22 protein-coding genes are annotated in these 20,955 nt (G+C 53.4%); 8 read left to right on the forward strand and 14 right to left on the reverse strand.

The window, feature by feature from the left end:
• The first annotated feature begins 22 nt into the window (after window positions 1–22).
• From flgF to flgL, 7 genes are all read left to right on the forward strand, one after another.
• The gene (flgF, locus tag ACN06F_RS00405; protein ID WP_433924493.1) at window positions 23–781 is read left to right on the forward strand and encodes a flagellar basal-body rod protein FlgF; all 759 of its coding nucleotides are present in this window, start codon (window positions 23–25) and stop codon (window positions 779–781) included.
• 30 nt (window positions 782–811) lie between these two features.
• Window positions 812–1,594, forward strand: coding sequence for a flagellar basal-body rod protein FlgG (gene flgG / locus ACN06F_RS00410; protein WP_009723999.1), 783 nt, complete (start codon window positions 812–814; stop codon window positions 1,592–1,594).
• A gap of 65 nt (window positions 1,595–1,659) precedes the next feature.
• A complete protein-coding gene (locus tag ACN06F_RS00415) occupies window positions 1,660–2,349 on the forward strand; it encodes a flagellar basal body L-ring protein FlgH (protein ID WP_253486374.1) in 690 nt (229 codons plus the stop codon).
• A gap of 39 nt (window positions 2,350–2,388) precedes the next feature.
• A complete protein-coding gene (locus tag ACN06F_RS00420) occupies window positions 2,389–3,531 on the forward strand; it encodes a flagellar basal body P-ring protein FlgI (RefSeq protein ID WP_301271694.1) in 1,143 nt (380 codons plus the stop codon).
• Complete coding sequence (gene flgJ / locus ACN06F_RS00425) at window positions 3,532–4,590, forward strand: flagellar assembly peptidoglycan hydrolase FlgJ (RefSeq protein WP_433924494.1); 1,059 nt, start codon at window positions 3,532–3,534, stop codon at window positions 4,588–4,590. It begins immediately after the preceding gene.
• 62 nt (window positions 4,591–4,652) lie between these two features.
• Window positions 4,653–6,311: a flagellar hook-associated protein FlgK gene (gene flgK / locus ACN06F_RS00430; RefSeq protein WP_038480144.1), complete on the forward strand. Its 1,659-nt coding sequence runs from the start codon at window positions 4,653–4,655 to the stop codon at window positions 6,309–6,311.
• A 15-nt stretch (window positions 6,312–6,326) separates the two neighbouring features.
• A complete protein-coding gene (gene flgL, locus ACN06F_RS00435; RefSeq protein WP_083000298.1) occupies window positions 6,327–7,580 on the forward strand; it encodes a flagellar hook-associated protein FlgL in 1,254 nt (417 codons plus the stop codon).
• A 101-nt stretch (window positions 7,581–7,681) separates the two neighbouring features.
• Here flgL and fliR read toward each other — a convergent pair whose 3' ends face one another.
• The 13 genes from fliR to fliF all read right to left on the reverse strand — a co-directional run bounded on the left by fliR (window position 7,682) and on the right by fliF (window position 19,773).
• Entirely contained in the window at window positions 7,682–8,473 is a 792-nt protein-coding gene (gene fliR, locus ACN06F_RS00440; RefSeq protein WP_120385965.1) for a flagellar biosynthetic protein FliR, read from the reverse strand.
• 4 nt (window positions 8,474–8,477) lie between these two features.
• Window positions 8,478–8,747: a flagellar biosynthesis protein FliQ gene (gene fliQ, locus ACN06F_RS00445; RefSeq protein ID WP_038480153.1), complete on the reverse strand. Its 270-nt coding sequence runs from the start codon at window positions 8,745–8,747 to the stop codon at window positions 8,478–8,480.
• A gap of 28 nt (window positions 8,748–8,775) precedes the next feature.
• Complete coding sequence (gene fliP, locus ACN06F_RS00450; protein ID WP_038480156.1) at window positions 8,776–9,543, reverse strand: flagellar type III secretion system pore protein FliP; 768 nt, start codon at window positions 9,541–9,543, stop codon at window positions 8,776–8,778.
• An 8-nt stretch (window positions 9,544–9,551) separates the two neighbouring features.
• Entirely contained in the window at window positions 9,552–10,004 is a 453-nt protein-coding gene (gene fliO / locus ACN06F_RS00455; RefSeq protein WP_038480158.1) for a flagellar biosynthetic protein FliO, read from the reverse strand.
• Window positions 10,001–10,519: a flagellar motor switch protein FliN gene (gene fliN / locus ACN06F_RS00460; protein WP_038480160.1), complete on the reverse strand. Its 519-nt coding sequence runs from the start codon at window positions 10,517–10,519 to the stop codon at window positions 10,001–10,003. The genes fliO and fliN overlap by 4 nt, the downstream gene beginning before the upstream one ends.
• The gene (fliM, locus tag ACN06F_RS00465; protein ID WP_038480163.1) at window positions 10,516–11,571 is read right to left on the reverse strand and encodes a flagellar motor switch protein FliM; all 1,056 of its coding nucleotides are present in this window, start codon (window positions 11,569–11,571) and stop codon (window positions 10,516–10,518) included. Before fliM ends, fliN begins: the two co-directional genes overlap by 4 nt.
• Before the next feature lie 20 nt (window positions 11,572–11,591).
• Complete coding sequence (gene fliL / locus ACN06F_RS00470) at window positions 11,592–12,068, reverse strand: flagellar basal body-associated protein FliL (protein ID WP_038480166.1); 477 nt, start codon at window positions 12,066–12,068, stop codon at window positions 11,592–11,594.
• Between the two features lie 168 nt (window positions 12,069–12,236).
• On the reverse strand, window positions 12,237–14,339 hold the full coding sequence (locus ACN06F_RS00475) for a flagellar hook-length control protein FliK (RefSeq protein ID WP_433924495.1): 2,103 nt from the start codon (window positions 14,337–14,339) through the stop codon (window positions 12,237–12,239).
• Between the two features lie 23 nt (window positions 14,340–14,362).
• A complete protein-coding gene (gene fliJ / locus ACN06F_RS00480; RefSeq protein ID WP_083000316.1) occupies window positions 14,363–14,815 on the reverse strand; it encodes a flagellar export protein FliJ in 453 nt (150 codons plus the stop codon).
• Between the two features lie 2 nt (window positions 14,816–14,817).
• Window positions 14,818–16,206: a flagellar protein export ATPase FliI gene (gene fliI / locus ACN06F_RS00485; RefSeq protein WP_038480172.1), complete on the reverse strand. Its 1,389-nt coding sequence runs from the start codon at window positions 16,204–16,206 to the stop codon at window positions 14,818–14,820.
• A 40-nt stretch (window positions 16,207–16,246) separates the two neighbouring features.
• Entirely contained in the window at window positions 16,247–17,017 is a 771-nt protein-coding gene (gene fliH, locus ACN06F_RS00490) for a flagellar assembly protein FliH (protein WP_038486457.1), read from the reverse strand.
• The gene (gene fliG, locus ACN06F_RS00495; RefSeq protein WP_038480175.1) at window positions 17,010–18,017 is read right to left on the reverse strand and encodes a flagellar motor switch protein FliG; all 1,008 of its coding nucleotides are present in this window, start codon (window positions 18,015–18,017) and stop codon (window positions 17,010–17,012) included. The genes fliH and fliG overlap by 8 nt, the downstream gene beginning before the upstream one ends.
• On the reverse strand, window positions 18,010–19,773 hold the full coding sequence (gene fliF, locus ACN06F_RS00500; RefSeq protein WP_095604333.1) for a flagellar basal-body MS-ring/collar protein FliF: 1,764 nt from the start codon (window positions 19,771–19,773) through the stop codon (window positions 18,010–18,012). Before fliF ends, fliG begins: the two co-directional genes overlap by 8 nt.
• A 257-nt stretch (window positions 19,774–20,030) precedes the next feature.
• Between fliF and fliE the strand changes: the two genes are divergently transcribed.
• Window positions 20,031–20,357: a flagellar hook-basal body complex protein FliE gene (gene fliE, locus ACN06F_RS00505; RefSeq protein WP_038480180.1), complete on the forward strand. Its 327-nt coding sequence runs from the start codon at window positions 20,031–20,033 to the stop codon at window positions 20,355–20,357.
• Between the two features lie 131 nt (window positions 20,358–20,488).
• On the opposite strand, the gene ACN06F_RS00510 is transcribed toward fliE, so the two are convergent.
• A complete protein-coding gene (locus tag ACN06F_RS00510) occupies window positions 20,489–20,872 on the reverse strand; it encodes a flagellar protein FlaG (RefSeq protein ID WP_084183644.1) in 384 nt (127 codons plus the stop codon).
• Window positions 20,873–20,955: the final 83 nt, after the last annotated feature.

Consider the following 20,955-nt stretch of genomic DNA (forward strand, 5'->3'; position numbering starts at 1 on the left):
ATGCTGCGCTAAGGAGTCAGTTGTGGATCGTATGCTATACACCGCCATGAGCGGCGCCAAACACACAATGGACCAGCAGGCAGTGGTTAGCAATAACCTGTCGAATGTGTCTACCGCAGGCTTTCGCGCTCAGTTGCAAGCTGCGCGTTCAGTCCCGGTAGAGGGCGCTGGGCTACTCGACACGCGGGTATCGGCGGTGACGACCACCCCAGGCACCGATTTTTCGCAGGGCCCTATTGAACGTACGGGTCGAACCCTCGATATCGCGATGCAGGATGATGCCTGGATGGCAGTGCTAGGAGAGGACGGCACTGAGGCGTACACCCGCCGGGGTGACCTGCAGTTGGATAGTGATGGCGTACTGTTTAGTGTTGGGCGCCCGGTAATGGGGGAAGGTGGCCCCATTGCCTTGCCGCAAGGTGCGCAAGTATCCATTGGTGCGGATGGCACCATCAGCGCTATTCCCCAAGGTGAGGGGCCGGCAGCACTGGTCGATGTCGGCCGCATCAAGCTAGTCACGCCCGATGAGCAGGCATTAACGCGCGGTGAAGACGGGCTGTTTCGCGGGCCTGTGAATGAGGAAGGCGTTGCCGCCGTGCTTCCCGGTGATGAAGATGCCCGAATTGTCAGTGGTGCACTAGAGGGCAGTAACGTCAGCGCTGTAGATGCCATGGTGTCTATGATTGATGTTGCCCGCCGTTACGACATGCAAATGAAAATGCTCAGCACGGCGGACGAGAACGCTCAGCGCGCTAACAGCATTTTATCTATTCAGGGCTGATAGCAGCCTCTCAGCCAAGGGAACACGCTTATGATTAAGTCCTTGTGGACAGCCAAGACGGGACTGGAGTCTCAGCAAACCAAGCTAGATGTTATTTCCAATAACCTAGCGAACGTAAGCACAAACGGGTTTAAACGTTCCCGCCCTGTGTTTGAAGATCTGCTCTATCAAAATATGCGCCAGCCCGGTGCGCAAAATAATATTCAGGATCGTCTGCCTTCTGGCATGCAAATAGGTACCGGTGTGCGTGCGGTGGCGACTGAACGCCTGCATACCCAAGGTGGCCTTGAAGAAACCAGTAACTCCCGCGATCTGGCGATCAATGGAGAAGGCTTTTTTCAAGTGTTACTGCCTGATGGCACCGTTGGCTACACCCGCGACGGCAGTTTTCAGCTCAATGAAAATGGCCAAATGGTGACCGCCAATGGTTATCCATTAGAGCCGGCTATTTTTGTCCCGGCTAACGCCTTGTCGGTCACGATTGGTGAAGATGGTACGGTCAGTGTGCGCCAACCTGGTATCGCCCAAGATGCTGATATTGGCCAGATCAATGTAGCGTCGTTTATTAATCCAGCAGGCCTGGAGAGCGTTGGCGGTAACTTGTACTTGGAAACAGGTGCTTCTGGTGCGCCCAACCAAAATGTTCCCGGTAATAATGGTGCTGGCAGGTTATTCCAAGGCTATGTAGAAACCTCAAACGTGAATGTGGTTGAGGAGATGGTCAATATGATCCAAACCCAACGCGCCTACGAAATTAATAGTAAGGCGGTATCGACCAGCGACGAAATGTTAGCGCGCTTGAGTCAGCTCTAACGTTATTGATGAATAGGGCTTACTAAATAGGGCTTACTAAATAGGGCTTACTAACAGGTCGCATTATGTTGGATTTACACGCTGCTTCACGTCGTTTTTTGTTAGTTGGCCTTGCGCTGTTTATTTTATTTGCGGCTGGTTGCGCGCAAATTCCGCGGGCCTCGGTGGTCGGTGAGCAAGAGCAAATTACGATTGTAGATCGACCGCCGCCAATCGCCAATGGCTCTATTTATCAAGCGCGCCGCGGTTATCAGCCGCTATTCGAAGATCGCCGCCCGCGATCTATAGGCGATATTTTGACCATTGTGCTTGATGAAGAGGTGAGTGCTAGCAAGAACGCCCGTTCTAATGCGGATCGTTCGGGTAATGCCAACCTAGAGCTTGCGCAACTGCCCGATGCGTTGGATACATTGGCCGAGTATGGTTTCGATGTGTCGGGAGCTAGTGACTTTGCGGGTGGAGGCGGATCTCAGGCCAATAATACCTTCACGGGCACCATCACCGTATCGGTATTAGAAGTGATGAATAACGGCAACTTGCGGGTACGCGGCGAAAAGCAGATCGCGATTAACCAGGGAACAGAATTCATTCGTTTCTCTGGGGTGGTTAACCCACGCACAATTACCGCGCAAAACACCGTGCCTTCAACCCAAGTGGCAGACGCAAGAATTGAGTATGTGGGTGATGGCTATATCAATGAGGCTCAGCACATGGGCTGGTTACAGCGTTTTTTCTTAAATGTATCGCCGTTTTAAGTTAGTCACTCGGCCCGCTAACAGAGACCTATCATGGCTATGCAGTTAAACCGTTATCGTGGTGTTAAGCACTGGCTACGTTGTGTCGCTATGTTCACGGCACTCTTTGCCGTTAGTTGTGTACTGGCAATGCCTGCCGCAGCGGAACGGGTGCGTGAACTATCAAGCTTTGCTGGGGTGCGCGATAACCAGTTGGTTGGCTACGGCTTGGTCGTGGGGCTGGATAGCACCGGCGACCAAACCACCCAGGCGCCGTTTACCAGCCAAAGCTTGACGAACATGCTCTCTCAGTTAGGCGTTACGGTGCCGGCAGGTACTAACTTACAGCTGCGCAACGTTGCTGCGGTCATGGTCACCGCTGACTTACCGCCGTTCTCACGCCCAGGTCAGCGCTTGGATATCGTGGTGTCTTCGATTGCCAACGCTCGCAGCTTACGTGGCGGAACGCTATTAATGACCCCACTGAAAGGTGCCGATGGTGATACCTATGCCATCGCACAGGGCAATATGCTAGTGGGTGGCGCAGGTGCTCAATCAGGCGGCAGCAGTGTCCAGATCAATCAGCAAGCATCCGGCCGCATTCCTAATGGGGCGTTGGTTGAGCGGGAAGTGCCGCTAAATCTTGGCGGTAACGGCGGACGATTAGAGTTACAGCTTAATGAGTCAGATTTTGGCACGGTACAACGCATGGTAACGGCCATTAATAACGAATTTGGCCAGTCGGTAGCGTATGCGCGCAATGGGCGGGTGATCGCACTTGATGGCCCGATGGATGAAAACGCCCGGGTTAACTTTATGGCACGTGTAGAAAATGTGCAGGTGACACCCATGGAGGCGCCCGCGCGGGTCGTACTCAATGCGCGGACGGGGTCCGTCGTCATGAATAGCGCTGTCACCCTACGCCAAGCAGCCGTTGCCCACGGCAACCTCTCTATCATGATTGATACCCAGTTTGGGGTTAGTCAGCCAGCTCCCTTTGGTGAAGGTGAAACGGTGGTTGTGCCCAATACGGATATTGAAATTGAGCAGCAGGAAGCGTTTCTGCAAATCGTAGAAGGTGCCCAATTGAATGAAGTGGTCAATGCACTCAATGCATTGGGAGCCACCCCCCAAGACTTAATGTCGATTCTTGAAGCGTTGAAGGCCTCCGGATCGCTTCGCGCAGAGCTTGAGGTTATTTAAATGAGCATTGGCGATATGACCAGCCAATTCGCGCTGGACATGAACGGCTTTCAGCGCTTACAGCACAACGCCCGAGTGGATCCTGATGCCGGTGTGCACGGCGCTGCGCAGCAGTTTGAAGCCCTGTTTGTGCAGATGATGATGAAAAGCATGCGCGATGCTACTCCTTCTTCAGGTCTGTTGAGCAGTTCGACAACCGATACTTACCAGCAGATGCTGGATCAGCAGTGGTCGCAAGTGATCTCGTCTAAAGGTATGGGATTGGCGGATATGCTGGTGGAACAGCTGCAGCGCCAAGGGGCGGTCAATCATAAGTCAGATAGCGCTGACCAAGAGCTGCAAGCGCTGATCGCGGGCATACCACGTGGTACCCCAAGGGTGTTGGATGAGCCACTGCAGCCGAATCGCGGTGGTTATGCGCCAGCATCGGGTAATGGGCGGTTCTTAGCTGAACTAGACGCGATTAGCCAACAGCCAGCCGCTGAAAGCAATGCCAGCATGGCATCGACAGCTGCCTCCTCAGCTACGGCCACTTCCGCCGCGACACCTGCCAGTTTTAGCCAGGCACCTGATCACGTTCAGCGCTTCTTAACGACGTTAGCGGCTCCAGCCCAGGCTGCTAGTGATGCCACCGGTGTGCCAGCTGAGCTTATTTTGGCACAAGCAGCGTTGGAAACAGGCTGGGGACGCCATGAAATTGCCACGCAACACGGCGGCAATAGCCACAACTTGTTTGGTATTAAGGCGGGCAGTCACTGGCAGGGCAAGACGACCGATATCGTCACCCATGAGTATATTGATGGCCGTCGAACCCAGGTCGTGGACTCTTTCCGCGTCTATGACTCGTTTGAGCATGCGTTCACCGACTATGCCAATTTGATCGGCAACAATCCGCGCTACGCGGGCGTCGTGCAGGCCGCTGACGCGCAACAAGCCGCCCATGAGCTACAGCGGGGCGGTTATGCGACGGACCCACACTATGCCAATAAACTAGTTGCCGTCATGAATACCATGGGGCCGATCGCAACGGGGCGCGATTTTCTCGCAGATTCCCGTTAACGTGTGATTCAAGTTTTTCTGCGCACTGCCGATAGACATCTTATCGGCCTAAGGAATTGACCATGAGCATGTTTTCAATCGGCTTAAGCGGCCTTAATGCGGCGCAGAATGCCCTCAGCACCACCAGTAACAATATCAGTAACGTTTATACGCCTGGGTATAATCGTGAGCTGGCTCAGCTTGGCCAAGGGTCTGTGGGAGGCGGCGTTAAGATCAACAGTATCGAGCGCCAGTTTAATACGTATGTCTCGAGCCAGCTTAACAGCGCCAAGACCCAATCAAGCGCACTGGCGACTTACCACAACCAAGTCACCCAAATTGATAACTTGCTTGCGGATCGAGAAGCGGGCTTGTCGCCGTTAATGCAGTCGTTTTTCTCCTCTTTGGAAGATTTGGCCAGTGCGCCAGCGGACCCTGCTGCTCGCCAAGGCGTTGTTGGCTCGGCCAATACACTCAGCGCCCAATTCCGTTCTTTTGACGGTTATCTGCAAGATATGCAGAGCAATATTAATAGCCAAGTCAAAGATGAAGTTATTCAGATAAATAACACGACTGAACAAATTGCCGGCCTGAATCGCGAAATTGCGCTTGCCCGTGCACGTAGCGGCGAAGCGCCCAATAGCCTGTTGAACCAGCGCGATCATTTGATTTCTGAGCTCAATGAACGCATGGATATACGCCTAAATATACAGGATGGGAAAAGCTACAACCTCAGTTTACCGAATGGTCAGCCGTTAGTAACGGGGACCAGCGCGTTTAAGCTTGAAGCTGTGCAATCAGACGCTGATCCACAGCGTACCGTGGTGGCTTATCGTGATGGTGGAGGTGGCGTAACTCAGTTGGGAGAGTCAGCGATTAAAGGTGGCGCCCTGGGTGGTCTGATGACATTCCGTTCAGAAACGCTGGATAAAACTCAGAACCAAATTGGCCAGCTGGCGGTTTCTCTTTCAGTGGCGTTTAACGAGCAGCACAAGCAGGGTGTCGATCTGGATGGCGAGCAAGGTGGCGATTTTTTTGCCGTGCGTGCTCCCCAAACGTTTAGCCATGAGAAGAACAGTGGCACAGCCGTCATTGAGTCTGCCGAGTTTGATATCGACACGATTGACCAGCTGCGCGCGACGGATTACACCGTTCGCTTTGAAGATGGTGCTCCAACCGTTACGCGTAACGATAACGGAGCAACAGTAGATGATGTTGACTGGGACGCGGGAACGGGTGCGCTAACGTTTGGTGGCGTAGCACTTACGATTAGCGGCACGCCTAACAATGGTGACCGTTTTGAAGTGCAGCCGGTGCGCCGGGGCGCAAGTGACATGGATGTCACCATCAAAGAGCTAGACCGTATCGCTGCTGGTACACCAGTGAATCCTGAAGACGACCCTGCCGACTGGGTAGCGACGGGTGCAGGTGATAACCGCAATGCTTTGGCATTACAGGACTTACAGCAAAAAGCCATCGTGGGTGGTAGTGCATCGGTGAGCGGCGCATATGGCGTCATTGTTAGCGATGTGGGTAACCGTACCAATATTACCCAGGTGAATTTAGATGCTCGACAAGGGTTAACTGATCAATTGAAAGCAGTGCAGCAATCTGAGTCAGGCGTCAATCTTGATGAAGAAGCGGCTAACTTGATTCGCTATCAGCAGTATTACCAAGCGAATGCGCGCGTGATTGATACCGCGGGTGCCATTATGGACACCATCTTGAATCTACGGAACTAATAAGGAGCTTAGGCGATGCGTATTAGTACGGTCACCATGTTTGAGCAGAGCACGGCTTCTATTAACCGTCAGCAAAGTGACTTTTTGAAAGTTAGTCAGCAAATTGCCAGTGGCCGTCGCGTGGTTAATCCTTCCGATGATCCGCAGGCAGCATCACGCGCTGTCGGCGTTGATCAATCCAGAGCGATGAACCAGCAGTTTTCAGACTCTCGGGTTTCGGCACGAAATTCACTGTCGCAAACAGAGAGCATTCTTAACAGTGTCAGTGATGCCGTTACTAGTGCTAAAACGCTGTTGATTCAAGCCTCTAGCGATACGCTAAGCGATGTGGATCGTGAGTCCATTGCCAGTGATCTAAAAGGCATTTACGAAACGATGCTGGGGCAGGCGAATGCCACTGATGGCAATGGCCGCTACTTATTCGGCGGCTATAAAGATAACGCCCCGCCGTTTGTTAAATCGGCAGACGGCAATGTGGAATATAACGGTGATAACAGTTCACGCCTGCAGCGTGTCGATGCCTCGCGTTTGATGCCCGTTGCTGAAAATGGCGCCACGATTTTTCAGGGCGTCCCCAGCGGTGCTGGCTATATCGCTGAAGCCAATGCAGGAAACCAGGGGGGCGTTACCTTCAATGGTCCTCAGCTTACGGATGTTAACGATCCAGGCTATGGCGACAGCTACCGTGTCGTGTTCAGTGAAGATGCAGCGCTGGATAGCGGCATCAGCTATCAAGTGCAACGTTTTAGCGACGGCGCCTGGCAGGAAGACGCTGCTGATTTGGTGGCTAGTGGTGAATATGTCGGCGACGGTCAGCAGCTTAGTTTTGGTGGGATTAATGTCACACTTACCGGCAGCGCCGAGCCTGATGATGAAATCCTGATTGCCCAGGCGGGCAGTGAGCAGCGTGGTGCGGATCTGTTTCGCACCATGGAAGCAGCAATTAGCGTACTAGAAACGCCTGCCCAAAGCACCGCGGAAAAAGCGGCGCTGCGCAATACGCTTAATACGTCGATGCGTGATCTTGATAATGCGCTCGATAACGTGCTGACCGTTCGTGCTTCTGCGGGTGCTCGGCTGAATGAGCTGGATGTGATTGATGCGGTAGGCAGCAACCGAAAGCTTAACTATGAGCAAACTCTGTCTGACTTGGTCGATTTGGATTACGCCGAAGCGATTTCTGAATATAGTCTGCGGCAAGTAGGCCTTCAGGCGGCTCAGAAAGCATTCGTCGATATTAGAGGCATGTCGTTGTTCGACTATATGTAAAACGGCCACTCTTTAGTAACTCATGAGGTCGCATTAAAAAAGGCCCCAACCTCTAGCGGTAAGCTTAGGGTTGGGGCCTTTTTGCTGGTGCGCTTTGAACATTAGCCTAACGGCGCCATGGTCTCGATCAAGCTCTGCATAAATGCCAGGCCCTGGCTAAAGAGCTGTTGTAAAAAGCGGCCGATATCTGTCATTAACACCATCAACAGGATAAGCCCAACGGTTAATGAGGCGGGGAAGCCGATATTGAATACCGTCAGCTGTGGCGCTGAGCGGTTGAGAATGCCGAGCGCTAAGTTAATGATCAACAGTGAACCGACCAGCGGTAGCGCAAGCAGCATACCGGAAGCAAAAATAGTTCCCGCATAGCGCGCCAGCAGCTCAAATGCATTCGGGTTTAAGGCGCCAATGCCGATGGGTAGCGTTTCAAAACTCATTATCAATGTTTCTAACACCATCAGGTGGCCATTCATGGCAAGAAACATCAACAGCGTAATCATATAAAGGATACGCGATAGCACCATGATATTGGTGCCGCTCGACATATCGAAAAAGCTGGCAAACGCCAAGCCCATCTGCAAGCCGATAAACTCCCCGGCAGCCTGAACCACGGCGAAAATAATATGCATGACTAAGCCAATAGCAACGCCTATCAGCAACTGCTCAATCATGATACCTACGCTTGCCCACGACACGATGGGAACATCAGGCATGGCAGGCAATATAGGGGCAATGACAATAGCAATGATAGCCGCCAGCGCCACCTTGGCCTGATTCGGAACGCTGGAATGGCCCCATAGAGGCGAGGCCGCCATAAAGGCAGTAATACGTGCAAATGGCCAAAAGAAAGCCACTAACCACGCCTGTAGCTGGGCGAACGTCACCTCCACCATAGCGTTACATCACCATGCTGGGAATATTGGAGAAGAGGCGATGCGTGAAATCGGTGATCAAACCAATTAGCCAGGGCCCGGCAAGTACTAGGACGGCAAAGACGGCTAATATTTTGGGAATGAAGGTCAGTGTCATTTCATTTATTTGGGTCGCTGCCTGGAACAAGCTAATGATAAGGCCGGTGAAAAGGGCAGCCAGCAGCATAGGGCCTGCAAGAAAAAGCGTTACCCGCATGCCTTGGTAAGCAATGCTCATCACCATTTCTGGGGTCATGGATACTCCTGGTCGCTGAACGCGACGCTCAAATCATGTAAAAGCTTTCTGCTAGCGAGCCAATAATCAACTGCCAGCCATCAACCAATACAAACAGCATGAGCTTAAAGGGCAGTGAAATCGTGATCGGTGGCACCATCATCATGCCGAGTGCCATCAGTGTGCTTGCAACCACTAAGTCGATAATCAGAAAGGGAATAAAAATAGTAAAACCAATCTGAAATGCAGTTTTGAGCTCACTGGTGACAAAGGCAGGCAGTAAGACCCGCATAGGCAGCTCTTCGGGGCCTTGCATCGGACCTACATCTGCTAAACGAACAAACAGGGCTAAATCAGGCTCGCGGGTTTGGGCGAGCATGAATTCACGAAACGGTTGCTGAGCCCGCAGTAAGAACTCTTCAAAATTGATCGTTTCATTAGTGAGCGGCATCCAAGCGGTGTCGTACACTTGGTTTAAAACAGGCGACATAATAAAAAACGTCAAGAAAAGCGCGATACCCAATAAAACCTGGTTTGGTGGTGTTGCCTGGGTACCCATGGCTGTTCTAAGCAAGCTAAGTACAATAATGATGCGCGTAAAACTGGTCATCATGAGTAGCATGGCTGGCAAAAAAGCCAGAGAGCTTAAAAATAGCAGCGTTTGTAACGACAGCGACCACTGCTGACCACCATTATCCAAAGGCTGAGAAACCAGCCCAGGAAGCTGCTGTGCATGAGCAGGTAGAACAAATAAGCAGCAGACGATCGTGGCAAGTATTAGCCACCAACGCCGCCCATAAGGCCAAGCGAAGTGCATCTCGAATCTCATGGTGTGTGGTTTGAATCAGAGGCGGTAGGGGGCTGGTGATCGTGCTTGCCCCGGCTGGTGGCAATTGCCTGGGCTAAACGCTGAGAAAAACGCGAAGGAGCCTCGGCGGGCGACGCAGTGGAGCGATCCGTCGGCGCAGGGCGTTCATGCAGTTTCGTTATTCGCCCATTGCTAACGCCGACGACCAGCCAAGTGTCCTCAATCTCAACCACGACAATACGCTCGCGATTGCCTACCGCGGTGTTGCCCACAATTTTTAAGTGGGCACCATGATGATGACGGGCGGTTTGCCAGCGTTTCAGCACCGCTGTGCACAGCAGAATAATGGCAATGACCAGAGCGAGTGCCGCTGCTGTTTTGCCGAGTGCTGCCATGCCTATTAAGGCATCACCGCTGCCGCTTATGGCATCAAGTGAGGAGCTTGATGATGAAGAGGAAGCGACGCTCATCGGTTGAGTTTATGAATGCGCTCAGAGGGGGTAATAATCTCTGTGATGCGAATGCCGTATTTATCATCCACCACAACCACTTCCCCTTGGGCGATTAAATAGCCATTGATCAAAATATCCATGGGCTCGCCAGCGAGACCTTCCAACTCAATCACCGACCCCTGGGCAAGTTCAAGCAGTTGCTTGATGGTCAGCTTGGTACGGCCTAACTCCACCGTTAGCTTGACCGGGATATCCATGATCATTTCCAAGTCGCGAGACTCGGCATGGCCACTTTCAGCGCTTAACGGACGAAATACTTCATCGCTTGCTGGTTTAGCAACAGGCGCTTCTGGCTCAGCTTCGCTGCTTGAGGCATCTGCTTCCTCAGCGGCTTCTTGCTCGGCCATGGCCGCTGCCCATGGGTCTTCTTCACCTGCGGCATCGGCACTTGAACTGGGTTCTTCTTGCTCAGACATGGCGTCCGCCCAATCATCATCAGAGACCTTTTGATCGGGTTTATTTGGATCAGTCATGCTTTGGGTTCCTTGGCTTTCTGTCGCGTTGAACCTTTAATAAAGTCCTTGGACGATAGGTTATTCATAGCGGCATGGTCGATCATACGTAGCACGCGTAATGCACGTTGCTGCTGTTGGCTCCCGTACTCGCACTCCATCACCGGGACACCGTCGACACGAGCGGTGATCGTATTGGGAATATCCATGGGCAATACATCGCCCTTTTTAAGCCCCATTACGTGGGCAATGCGGCTGGGTATTTGGGCAAATTCAGCGACTAACTCAACTTCTGATTGGCGAAGTTCGTTCGCCATGCGCCGTGACCATGTGCCATCGTGGTCATGGTTGCTGTCATTAATCGGGTTGGCGAGCAAATCCCTAAGCGGTTCAATCATGGCGTAGGGCATGCAAATCTGGAAGTTGCTCGACAGGTTGCCCACTTCAATATTGAACTTGGTGTTCACCACAATCTCGTTGGGCGAGTTGGTGATGTTGGCAAATTTGGATTGCACTTCGGAGCGTAAAAAAAACACTTCTAGCGGATAAACAACCTTCCACGCCTCTTGGTAGGCATCAATGGCCAAGTTGAGCAGGCGTTGGATAATACGCTGCTCGGTATTCGTGAATTCACGGCCATCCGATTTCGTCACGAAACGACCATCGCCACCAAACAGGTTATCCACCACCATAAACACCAGGTTAGGTGGAAAGACCACCAGGGCCGATCCGCGCAGCGGCTTCATTGATACAAGGTTCAAGTTAGTGGGTACTGGAACATTGCGCGAAAAGTCGCTAAAGCTCTGGTAACGCACCGACTCAACGGTGATATCGGCACTGCGCCGTATCAAGTTGAATAGACCATTGCGGAAGTAGCGTGCAAAACGCTCATTAATAAAGTCTAACGCGTGCAAGCGCTCACGAATCACTCGATGCTGTGTCGCGGGATCGTAGGGGCGAACGCGAACTTCCTCTTGTGTGGACGATGACGGAGCAGCAGGCTCATCATCTCCACTGACGCCCTTTAGTAAGGCATCAATTTCTTCCTGGGACAGTAGATCGTCCTGTGACATGAACGGCTCCAGTTCCCGGGTTATTGCACAATGAATTCGGTAAACAGCACTTCCCGTAAGTCGAGGGGAGGCTGGTTTTCAGTAAGCGGGACGCTCAAGCGGTTGATGATTGCTTGGGCCAGCGCTTCTTTCCCTTCGGTGGACGTTAATTCATTAGCCTGTTTGCCTGATAATAAAATCAGCAAGCGGCTACGCACCTGGGGCATGTGTTCTTCAATAATCGCCTTACTTTGCTCGTTGCCAACCCGAAGCGTAATGCCGGTATAAAGCAAGCGAGAGCCATAACGATCATCTGCCAGATTGACAGTAAACGGGTCAATACGTGTGAAAACAGGTGGTACATGCTCAACTTCTTGCTGTACTTCGTCGTTTCCAGCATTGCCGCCGCGCTGATCCAGTACTAAATAAATAGCTGCCGCGGCACCTGCCGACGAAAGCAGTACCAATACAATCATTATCCAAAGCAGTTTTTTAGATCCGCCGCTTGCTTCTGCCATTTGCTGTTCCCATAAATTTCACCCGTAACACTAGCCAAGCATTATGCCTAACGCTGTTACAGGTGATGAAATGAACAAGCTCATTGGATGAGCCTATCTTTTGGTTTAGTTAAGTGATGCTGTGAGTCTCAGTGTCGTCACACTCAACGCTAACTCCTGAATTAAGCATTAAGCATAGAGATCTACACGGCCATCTTGGCTGCCTTGGACATCCACCTCAGTAGGTGAAGGGCCACTATCGTTACCTAACTCACCGCCTCGATTGCCAGCTGCTTTTCCTGGCGTTTGCTGGGCAAAAGCCTGCTCGTTCGGGTTCTGCTGTTCGCCCACAGAGGTTTCGCCTAATGAAATACCCTGTTCAGCAAGTGCTTCACGCAGTTGAGGAATGGCTTGCTCAATAGCCTGACGAACAGGTGCGTGTGACGATAAAAAGTGTGCTTGTGTGCCCTGTTCGGTCACCTTGAGCGTGATCGATAATGGCCCTAGCTCAGCAGGGTGAAGCTGCATTTTAACCTGGTGCTCACCGCCACGCTGAGCAAACTGAATTAACTGCTGCCCTAACTGGGAAGGCCAAGCGGGACTGTTAAGCGGCGTGTTTAAGGTCGCTGTCGCTGGGCTGTTGGGCATTGCTTGGCTTTGTGATGTCAGCGATGCAGGTAACACCTGCTCACTGCCTTTGCTCGCGCCACTGGTGACACTCGCCGTCTCTGCCTCAGCGAATAGGCTGGCCACCGCGTCAGCATTCACCGCTGGCGCTAGTGCAGTATTGAGCGGAGACAGCGCATGCATGCCTGGCTGCATGCTCGTAAACGGTTGGGCAGGAATGGTTTCCAGCGATGCCGCAAGTGTCGGGGTGTTAACAGGCGTGGTAGCCGCTTCTGCTGGCAACGCCTTAACGCTTGATGGGGTTGGGCGCGGGGCGTTGGTGACGCCAACTGCTTGCTGTGCTGTGGCTGCTAGGGCACTGGGTAGTGAGGAGCCAACCGCTGACTGAGCCAGCTCACCCGTATTGTTGGGTAGCGTTGTGGCTGAACTAGTGGCCGAACTATTGGCAGGCAACGGCGGCATGACTAATGCAGCAGCGTTGGTTGACGCTTGTGTCATTGCTTGTGATGTTTCTGCAACGACGCGCTCGCCTGCTTGGGCTACCTGCCCATCTCGCGGAACAACGCTAGTGGGGGCATCTTGCAGCGTGGCGGCGGTGCCATTAGCAGTTACAGGCGGCAATAAGGTTGCTGAGCCAGCGCTGGGTGCCGATGAAAGACCCTGTGGCGATCCACTGGTTGGCGTGGAAAGCGCTGACTGTGCCGTTGCTTGCGACGCCATTGGTTGTGAAGCTGTTGCTTGCGTCGTTGTCCGTGATGTTTCTGCAACGACTCTTTCGCCTGTTTGGGCTACCTGAACGTCACGTGGAGCAGCGCTAGCGACGGTGCCTGGCAACATAGCGGCTTGGCCGTTAGCAGGTGAAACGGCGCTATTAGTGGTCACTGTAGTAGCTGCTTGTGCCCTCGGAGGCTGATGGGCGCTCAGTGCTTGAGTGTGATCTTGGCCTTGTGTCTGTGCTAGTGGAGTAGGCTCCGTGGCTAACGCGCGAACAGACAGCGCCGCAGGCATCGCGAGGGTTGTGCGATCAAGGAAAGAAGTGGCGGCAGTTAATGTGTTGGCAGACGCAAGCTGGTCGGGTGACGTCTGGGTCGTCGCCTTGCTTAAGCCTGTTGCTGCTGAGGGCGTCGCAGGGTTAGTAGGCTGTGCATTGGAACCCGCAGCGTTGGTTGCGGTTGGCGGCGTAGAATATGACGCGATGAGGGCTAAGCGCGACGCGACTTCTTCGATAGTAACACGCGTGGTTGTCTGGGTCGTCTCAGTGCCTTCGCTAGCAGGCGACGAAGAAGCCTGTTCTGGTGTCCGGACTTGTTCTTGCGCTGCTGATGCCATTTCTAGCGTTTGAGCCGGCGCAACGCTATCGGCACCAGAAGAGAAGATGTCGGCAGTTTGCCCCTGAGCGCTTACGGTGGCGACTATGTTCGACAGTGTTTCCTCATCCAGCTCACTATCAAATGATGCTAGTTGTTTAACGATATCGCTCAGTGGAACTGTGGGTGTGTTTTCTGCCGGGGTGTCAGTGAGGGTGCGGGCCTGATAGCTTGCAGCCTGCGTAAACGCCTGGAGAAACATGCCTTGCGTCGCACGAGGAGAGCCTGGGGCTGCAGAAGAGCTTGATGACGAGTTAGCTCCCTGGCCCTGCATTGATAGCAATAGCTCAATAGTCATAAATACAGCTCCTCGGCGCGACGCTAATGCGCCTTATCATTCGGCTGGCGGGCTAAACGGTTAGTCACAAAGTCATCGCTCGATTTTTGCTCATGACGTTCTTGGCGGCGATGCTCTTCAGATAAGCGTCGTGATGTCAGCGTATCGTAGGAGGAAAGCTTACGCTGTTCCTGTTGCCAATGCTGTTGACTTTGCTGCACACGTTTTTGCTGGGCCACAAGCGCTTGCCGTGCCCGGCTGAGGGCGGCATCCAGCGACGCCAGGAATTGCTGATAGTTGTACATGGTGGCAGGGTCGATGCCGTCGCGCATCGCCGTCTGTAAACGCTCGGCATACTCCGCCCGATAGCGGTTAAGCGATTGAAGCTGCGCTTCTGTTTGTTGCTGTGTTTGTCGTTCTTCTGCCAATAATTTCCCGGCTTTATCCCGCGCATCACGGGCTAAGCCTGTCAGCATGTCGAGCTGTGAATGACTCATCGCTAACCTCCCACTACCGCGTGCAGAGCTTGGCGTGATGCTTCAAGCGTTGCACACTCATCAATGTTTTGCTGAAGAAATCGTTCCAATGACGGAAAGCGGTTCACCGCCTCGTCCAGTCTTGGGTCGTGCCCTGGGCTATAAGCCCCTACGCTGATCAAGTCACGATTGCGCTGATAGCGTGAAAAGAGTTGTTTAAAGGTGCGGGCTTCTTGAAGCTGTTCAGGAGAGCTAATGGCGGTCATCGCACGACTGATCGAGGCTTCAATATCAATGGCCGGATAGTGCCCCGCTTCGGCTAGCGTTCTAGAGAGCACGATATGGCCATCAAGAATTGCCCTGGCTGAGTCGGCAATAGGATCCTGCTGGTCATCGCCTTCGGTCAGCACCGTATAAAAAGCGGTGATCGAACCGCCGCCGCGCTCAGCATTTCCAGCACGCTCGACAAGCCCTGGTAACTTAGCAAACACCGAAGGTGGATAACCCTTGGTGGCGGGTGGCTCGCCAATCGCGAGCGCAATTTCACGCTGTGCCATGGCGTAGCGGGTCAGCGAATCCATAATTAGCAGAACGTTGCGCCCCGCATCGCGAAACCCTTCGGCCAGCCGCGTCGCGTAAGCGGCCCCTTGTAAGCGCTGGAGTGGTGAAGTATCCGCGGGCGCCGCTACGACCACAGCACGCCTGCGGCCCTCAGGCCCCAGGATATTGTCGATGAAGTCCTGTACTTCACGGCCACGCTCGCCGATAAGTCCCACCACGATGACATCCGCCTGGGTATAGCGCGCCATCATGCCCAGCAGCACGGATTTACCTACCCCTGAGCCCGCAAAGAGCCCCATACGCTGACCACGGCCAACGCTCAGTAATGCATTGATGGCACGGATGCCAACGTCAATCTGGGCATCAATAGGTGCCCGGGAAAGCGGGTTAAGCGGCGTCGCGTTAAGGGTTGCACGAGGCGTATCCTCAAAGCTTTCACGGTCATCTAGCGGGTTGCCATTGCCATCGAGCACTCGCCCCAGCAGGTCATCGCCAATCGGAAAACGTCGGGCGCTGTGGCCGCTGCCATCACTAAGTGGAGAGACTCTGGCCCCCGGCATAAGGCCAGAAATTTCTTCTAGCGGCATAAGAAACAGCTTGTCGCCAGAAAAACCAACCACTTCTGCTTCCGCATGTTTGTCGCTATCGTTCAACCGCCCATCTGCACCCGGTAATTCAATGCGGCAAGCACTCCCCACCGCTACGCGTAACCCAACTACCTCAATGACCATGCCCGTGGCTCGTATCACGCGGCCACTGGTACGGTAGTGAGGCAACTGGCTGACGCGCTGCGTTGTACGGCGCAGTGCTTTGCGCCAGCGGTAAAGGTGGGGGCAAGTTGCCTCGCTCATTGCATTACCTGTTTCATCAACGTGTGCATTTACCTTTGTATTAACGAGTAGAAGAGGGAGAATCACTGTTGTGATGGCGTTTGCGTAACTGAGCAACAACTGACTGCCAGCGGCTTTCAAACGTGGCGTCCAGCTCTCCTTGGGCACTGGTGATCCGGCACCCGCCACGTGCGAGCTGATCATCTGGCTGAAGCGACCAACTGGCTGCTTGTAGCTCGCTACCGAGATGCTCTTTAACTAGTGCATGGTCCTGCGGATTAAGCCAAAGACGTTGCTGGCCTACGAGCGGTGGCTCGGTATGGAGCAATTCACGAACGATCTCAAGAATTTGCTCAGGGCTCTCTTGCAGTGCGTCTGCAGCTAATTGCTTGCCGGTTGCCAGGGCAAGCTCGGCGAGGTCGTGTGCCACCGTCTCATCAATACGTTCTAGCGCATCAGAAAACTGTTTTGCCAGCGACCGTAGGGGCGCCACAGTTTTACGTATGTGTTGCTCTAGCTCTGTCTCTGCCTGGGCGCGCCCTTCACTAAGGCCTTGTTCAAGACCTTCTTGATGGCCTCGGGCTAAGCCATCCTGATAACCCGTTTTCTCGGCTTCCTGGCGAATGCGTTCGTAAAGTGCCTGGCGTTCCTGCTCTTCACGTTGGCGCGCCTGCTCGGCTGCTTTCTTGGCTGCCTCTACTTTGCGTTGTTGGGCGGAAGGCGTTGGTATGCCGCCCGGTTGTGAGCCTGTTGTCTGTTCAGCCAACTCGTCCATCTGCCAGCGCCGCCAACTGCCGTGACGGTCAAATTCAGGCGTTTTGGCGTTAGACATACTCATCGTCCCCGCCTGCTAAGACGATCTCACCGGAATCAGCCAAGCGGCGCACCACCTGCAAAATAGCTTTCTGTTCGGTTTCTACCTGTGAAACGCGAATAGGACCTCGGGCTTCCATATCTTCGCGAACAAGATCCGCTGCCCGCTGCGACATATTGCGTAGGAACTTGTCGACCAATGCTTCCTGGGCACCCTTGAGGGCCACCACCAAGGAGTTGGTTTCGACTTCTTGAAGCACCATCTGAATGGCACGGTTGTCCAGGTCGAGTAGGTTCTCGAACAGGAACATTTCGTCGATAATTTTTTGCGCCAAGTCTTCGCTGTGGGAGCGAACCGTTTCGATGGCTACTTCTTCCTGAGAGGAGTTCATCAGGTTGAGAATCTCGGCCGCCGTTCTGACGCCACCCATCTTGCTGCGCTTGAGGTTTTGGCCATCCAGCATGCTGGTCAGCACTTCTGTTAGCTCTTGCAGTGCGGCTGGCTGAACGCCGCTGAAGGTTGCGATACGTAATACCACATCGTTACGCAGCTTCTCTTCAAACAGCTCAAGAATATCGGCCGCTTGGTGCCGGTCCAGATGAACCAGAATAGTGGCAATAATCTGCGGATGTTCGTCACGAATCAGCTCAGACACCATGGAGGCCTCCATGAGATTCAGCGCATCAATGCCTGAGTTGCCTCCCGTGGTCTCAAGAATATCTTCAATAAGGCTAGTGGCTCGTTCGCTCCCCAGCGCTTTGGTGAGTACCGAGCGAATATGCTCACTAGAGTTGAGGTTCAACGCCACAAACTCTTCGGTTTCTTTATGGAAGGCTTCCAGCACTGCTTTCATGTCTTCGTGTGAGACTTGATGCAAGCGGGCCATTTCCAGACTGATGTCTTGTACTTCGCTGGCGCTAAGGTACTTGAAAACCTCCGCCGCGCTATCCTCGTCCAGCGCAAGCAAGAGAATGGCGCTTTTGCGTGCACCGGTCATCTCGGCAATCGGGCTACTCATGAGTGTTCATCCAGCTGCGGATAATCATTGCGACCATACGGGGGTCTTCCTGGGCCATTTCACGCAGGTCGTTAAGATTGTGTTCGTACAGCGAGGTTTTGCGCCGCCGTTTGGGCTTGCTGCTGTAGGTATCCTCGTTCTCACCAGACGCAGATGCCTCGTTCTCTTGCTCATCTTCTTCGCTTTCGCCTCCAACGCTGGCGCTAAACGTACTGCCAGGTATGGCGGCAGCCATCACAGGTGGCTGGGTATAGCGCTTGATCAGTGGCCGTAGAATCAGCAAATAGAGCAATAGCGTTGCCAGGGCGACAAGCAGATAGCGGCCCAAGGTTGAGGCAATCGACAAGGTCTCAGGCTGTTGCCACCAAACGACGTCAGACGCGCTGTCATCGACACTGACGAACGGCGTATTAACGACTTCCACCTGATCGCCACGCGCTTGCGAGAAGCCCATGGCCTGTTGAACCAAGCGCTCTAGCTGAGCAACCTCTTCTGGGCTTAGCGCAACTTGCTCTGCTTCGCCCTCGTCATTTACAACCTGGCGGAAGTTCACGACAACCGCTGCCGATAGGCGCTCTACCTGGCCAAGGCGGTGCTGAATGTGTTCAATGCTGCGGTCAACTTCATAGTTCACCACGTCATCTTGACGCAGGTTCTGTAAGGCGTTTTCAGGTACTTCTGCATCCTCTTCATCAGCGTCGGGCTGATTGATAGGTGATGGCGCTACACCGGGAGGGGTGTTGCTCAATGCCCCTGGAATACCTGTCGCCAGAGGATCCTCGCCATCGTATGACAGGCTAAGCTGACGGCTGCGAACCGCGGACTCATTGGGGGCCTGGTTGGGGGCATAGCGCTCTGAGGTCTGTTCACGGCGAGAAAAGTCGATCTGCGCCGCTACCTGTGCGCGTACGTTGTCATTGCCAAGAATGGGAGACAGGATATTTTCGATACGGCGCTGATAGGAGCGTTCGACTTCCGCGATGTAAGCCAGCTGAGAGCCATCCAGGTCGTTTCCTTGTGACGCTGTAGACGAAAGCAGGCGGCCATTTTGGTCCACAATGGTGACGTCTTCCGGTGCCAGCTCAGGAACACTGCTGGATACCATATGGACGATAGCGCTGACTTGCCCCTCGCCCAGGACACGCCCAGGCAGCATCGTCAGTACCACCGATGCTTTGGCGGGCTCACGATCACGAATAAAGACCGACGGCTTGGCCATCGAAAGATGAACGCGAACCTTATCGACGGGCCCCAGTGATTCAATGGAGCGAGACAGCTCACCTTCAAGGCCACGTTGAAAGTTAACTTGTTCAGCAAACTGGCTGATACCAAAGGCTTGATTCTCCATCAGCTCAAAGCCCAGGTTACCGCCACGGGGGAGCCCTTGCTCAGCAAGTTGTAACCTTAGCGTGTGTACCTGATCGCTTGGTATTAACAGCGCTTGACCGCCCTCGCTGAACTGATAGGGAACGCCGCGGCTATCCAGCTCCGCAATGATACGTCCACCATCGGCTTCATTCAGGTTGCTATACAGAACCCGATACTCAGGGCTGCTGGCCCACATGAAAAGCGCAGCAATAATCGCAATAGAAGCTGCAGCAGCGACCAACAGCACAACCAACGGGTTGCCACGCAGCTGTTTTAACGTGCGCTGAGCCGTCGTGGGGCTTTTGGTTTCATTGTCTGCCGTTCCGCTGCGGGGTGCATGTTGTGTCGTACTATTCTGACGGCCTGCCGTAGCACCAGTTTCGCTCATGCGTGCCCCCACGAGGACAGGCAAAACTGATGACGGCTCAGGCGCATCACCAAAGAAGGCATAGGCTAATATCCGTCAATCGCGGTTATCCGCTAAAAAGATGAAGCGGAATTGTGATGGACGCCATTATCCTGTGGCAGGTCGAGCATAAATGAATGAACAGGTTGGCTTTTAAGGCGTATTTGTACGTATGAGTGTTCTGCTACCAGTGATAGGCTTTTGGTATTACTTCACCTTCCTTCGGATGAGGCGTGCTTATGAGTTCACCTGCGATACAATCAGCGCTGCAGCAAATGCAAGGTTTAGCTACCCAGGCAGCCCAGCCTATTAAGGGTGAGCATATTGCCACGGCGGTGGGCCAGGGCAGTTTTGGTAGTGAGTTGCAGGCGTCTATTCAGCGTATCAATCGGTTACAGCAGGCCGCCAATACAAAGGCGATGGCGTTTCAGGCAGGCGAACCGAACGTTGAACTGAATGACGTGATGGTCGACATGCAGAAGGCGAGCGTTGCTTTTCAGATGGGTCTTCAAGTGCGTAATCGCCTGGTAACGGCCTATCGCGACGTAATGAATATGCAGGTGTAGATGGCGTTTATTCGTTGGCGTCGAAAAAAGCTAGTAACAAGCGCTAATGAGAACACTGGGTAATTGATTAGCGGGTGGCGTAAGCAAGAGAGATCACTGGTCATGGCGAAGTAACCTCTCCTATCGCTTGATCAGGCTTCTAAAGAAATAATTCGTCCTTGTAGCTCTTCCAGCCGCTCTGCGACGAGCAACACCTCTTCGGCTGGTATTTGGCGAATAACATCACCGGTTTCGCGGTCGATGACCTTCGTGATGACGCGCCCAGATTGCTCACTTAGTACAAATTCCAACCCCCGTGGCCGCAAGGTTTCGTTGATCCGCTGTATAGGCTCCGCAAGCGATTCTTTGCTTACGTTGCGCGGCTCTGCTTGCTCTCCGCCAACGCCTGGAATGCCCGGCGTCTGCTTCAGCGATGTTTGTTGATTGGCTGGTTGGAAATTGGTTGATTGATGGTTGTTTGATGAATAGGGAGCTGTTGCTATCGAGATTAGCTCATCAATTAACAAGGGGCCCATAGACGGAATCCTTTAGAAAAAAGCCACACGGCGTGGTAGCAATAAAGTGATAAGGCCGTCGAGTCGTAGCTATAGGCCTCTTC

Origin of the sequence: Vreelandella sp. 21 (assembly GCF_050995515.1) — a bacterium.
In the GTDB taxonomy this organism is placed as follows: Bacteria; Pseudomonadota; Gammaproteobacteria; order Pseudomonadales; family Halomonadaceae; genus Vreelandella; species Vreelandella alkaliphila.

What these genes read in the sequence shown, in the direction of transcription:
- flgG (WP_009723999.1), top strand. Translation starts at nt 812, where the DNA reads ATGATTAAGTCCTTGTGGACAGCCAAGACGGGACTGGAGTCTCAGCAA.
- fliQ (WP_038480153.1), bottom strand. Translation starts at nt 8,747, where the DNA reads ATGACCCCAGAAATGGTGATGAGCATTGCTTACCAAGGCATGCGGGTA.
- fliM (WP_038480163.1), bottom strand. Translation starts at nt 11,571, where the DNA reads ATGTCACAGGACGATCTACTGTCCCAGGAAGAAATTGATGCCTTACTA.
- flgK (WP_038480144.1), top strand. Translation starts at nt 4,653, where the DNA reads ATGAGCATGTTTTCAATCGGCTTAAGCGGCCTTAATGCGGCGCAGAAT.
- fliL (WP_038480166.1), bottom strand. Translation starts at nt 12,068, where the DNA reads ATGGCAGAAGCAAGCGGCGGATCTAAAAAACTGCTTTGGATAATGATT.
- ACN06F_RS00420 (WP_301271694.1), top strand. Translation starts at nt 2,389, where the DNA reads ATGCAGTTAAACCGTTATCGTGGTGTTAAGCACTGGCTACGTTGTGTC.
- flgJ (WP_433924494.1), top strand. Translation starts at nt 3,532, where the DNA reads ATGAGCATTGGCGATATGACCAGCCAATTCGCGCTGGACATGAACGGC.
- fliH (WP_038486457.1), bottom strand. Translation starts at nt 17,017, where the DNA reads ATGTCTAACGCCAAAACGCCTGAATTTGACCGTCACGGCAGTTGGCGG.
- ACN06F_RS00475 (WP_433924495.1), bottom strand. Translation starts at nt 14,339, where the DNA reads ATGACTATTGAGCTATTGCTATCAATGCAGGGCCAGGGAGCTAACTCG.
- fliE (WP_038480180.1), top strand. Translation starts at nt 20,031, where the DNA reads ATGAGTTCACCTGCGATACAATCAGCGCTGCAGCAAATGCAAGGTTTA.
- fliI (WP_038480172.1), bottom strand. Translation starts at nt 16,206, where the DNA reads ATGAGCGAGGCAACTTGCCCCCACCTTTACCGCTGGCGCAAAGCACTG.
- fliF (WP_095604333.1), bottom strand. Translation starts at nt 19,773, where the DNA reads ATGAGCGAAACTGGTGCTACGGCAGGCCGTCAGAATAGTACGACACAA.
- fliG (WP_038480175.1), bottom strand. Translation starts at nt 18,017, where the DNA reads ATGAGTAGCCCGATTGCCGAGATGACCGGTGCACGCAAAAGCGCCATT.
- ACN06F_RS00415 (WP_253486374.1), top strand. Translation starts at nt 1,660, where the DNA reads ATGTTGGATTTACACGCTGCTTCACGTCGTTTTTTGTTAGTTGGCCTT.
- flgL (WP_083000298.1), top strand. Translation starts at nt 6,327, where the DNA reads ATGCGTATTAGTACGGTCACCATGTTTGAGCAGAGCACGGCTTCTATT.
- fliN (WP_038480160.1), bottom strand. Translation starts at nt 10,519, where the DNA reads ATGACTGATCCAAATAAACCCGATCAAAAGGTCTCTGATGATGATTGG.
- fliJ (WP_083000316.1), bottom strand. Translation starts at nt 14,815, where the DNA reads ATGAGTCATTCACAGCTCGACATGCTGACAGGCTTAGCCCGTGATGCG.
- ACN06F_RS00510 (WP_084183644.1), bottom strand. Translation starts at nt 20,872, where the DNA reads ATGGGCCCCTTGTTAATTGATGAGCTAATCTCGATAGCAACAGCTCCC.
- fliO (WP_038480158.1), bottom strand. Translation starts at nt 10,004, where the DNA reads ATGAGCGTCGCTTCCTCTTCATCATCAAGCTCCTCACTTGATGCCATA.
- fliP (WP_038480156.1), bottom strand. Translation starts at nt 9,543, where the DNA reads ATGCACTTCGCTTGGCCTTATGGGCGGCGTTGGTGGCTAATACTTGCC.
- fliR (WP_120385965.1), bottom strand. Translation starts at nt 8,473, where the DNA reads ATGGTGGAGGTGACGTTCGCCCAGCTACAGGCGTGGTTAGTGGCTTTC.